This is a genomic window from Nocardia sp. NPDC055029 (assembly GCF_053608525.1).
The window spans coordinates 1-1428 of sequence record NZ_JBSGVQ010000087.1; the positions used below are offsets into that span (position 1 = coordinate 1).

A 1428-nucleotide genomic window follows, 5' to 3' on the forward strand; every position below is an offset into this window, starting at 1 on the left:
GATGCGTAGCCGTTGTGGTGAATTCAGTGATCCTATGCTGCCGAGAAAAGCCTCTAGTGAGTTGGTACACGGCCCGTACCCCAAACCGACACAGGTGGTCAGGTAGAGAATACTAAGGCGATCGAGAGAACTGTGGTTAAGGAACTCGGCAAAATGCCCCCGTAACTTCGGGAGAAGGGGGACCACGCCTGGTGATGAGTCTTGCACTCGGAGCTGGGTGGGGTCGCAGAGACCAGAGAGAAGCGACTGTTTACTAAAAACACAGGTCCGTGCGAAGTCGTAAGACGATGTATACGGACTGACGCCTGCCCGGTGCCGGAAGGTTAAGAGGACCGGTTAGCGCTTCGGCGCGAAGCTGAGAATTTAAGCCCCGGTAAACGGCGGTGGTAACTATAACCATCCTAAGGTAGCGAAATTCCTTGTCGGGTAAGTTCCGACCTGCACGAATGGCGTAACGACTTCTCTGCTGTCTCAACCACAGACTCGGCGAAATTGCATTACGAGTAAAGATGCTCGTTACGCGCGGCAGGACGAAAAGACCCCGGGACCTTCACTATAGCTTGGTATTGGTGTTCGGTACGGTTTGTGTAGGATAGGTGGGAGACTTTGAAGCGGGTACGCCAGTATTCGTGGAGTCGTCGTTGAAATACCACTCTGATCGTATTGGACTTCTAACCTCGGACCATGATCTGGTTCAGGGACAGTGCCTGGTGGGTAGTTTAACTGGGGCGGTTGCCTCCCAAAATGTAACGGAGGCGCCCAAAGGTTCCCTCAGCCTGGTTGGCAATCAGGTGTCGAGTGCAAGTGCACAAGGGAGCTTGACTGTGAGAGTGACAGCTCGAGCAGGGACGAAAGTCGGGACTAGTGATCCGGCACCGGCAAGTGGAAGCGGTGTCGCTCAACGGATAAAAGGTACCCCGGGGATAACAGGCTGATCTTCCCCAAGAGTCCATATCGACGGGATGGTTTGGCACCTCGATGTCGGCTCGTCGCATCCTGGGGCTGGAGTAGGTCCCAAGGGTTGGGCTGTTCGCCCATTAAAGCGGCACGCGAGCTGGGTTTAGAACGTCGTGAGACAGTTCGGTCTCTATCCGCCGCGCGCGTTAGAAACTTGAGGAAGGCTGTCCCTAGTACGAGAGGACCGGGACGGACGAACCTCTGGTGTGCCAGTTGTTCCGCCAGGAGCACTGCTGGTTGGCTACGTTCGGAAGGGATAACCGCTGAAAGCATCTAAGCGGGAAGCCTGTTCCAAGATGAGGTTTCTCTCCCACTTGATGGGTTAAGGCCCCCTACAGACCATGGGGTTGATAGGCCGGAACTGGAAGCCAGGTAACTGGTGTAGGTGACTGGTACTAATAGGCCGAGGGCTTACTATCGAAGGTGTTACGCGTCCACTGTGCGGTATCTGAAACAACAGACACTGCAGCA

General features: G+C 55.0%; 1 rRNA gene. It reads left to right on the forward strand.

Annotated elements, in window-relative coordinates:
- Positions 1–1376: ribosomal RNA gene (locus ACWF9G_RS34285) — 23S ribosomal RNA — on the forward strand; the annotation flags it as partial.
- Positions 1377–1428 lie beyond the last annotated feature (52 nt).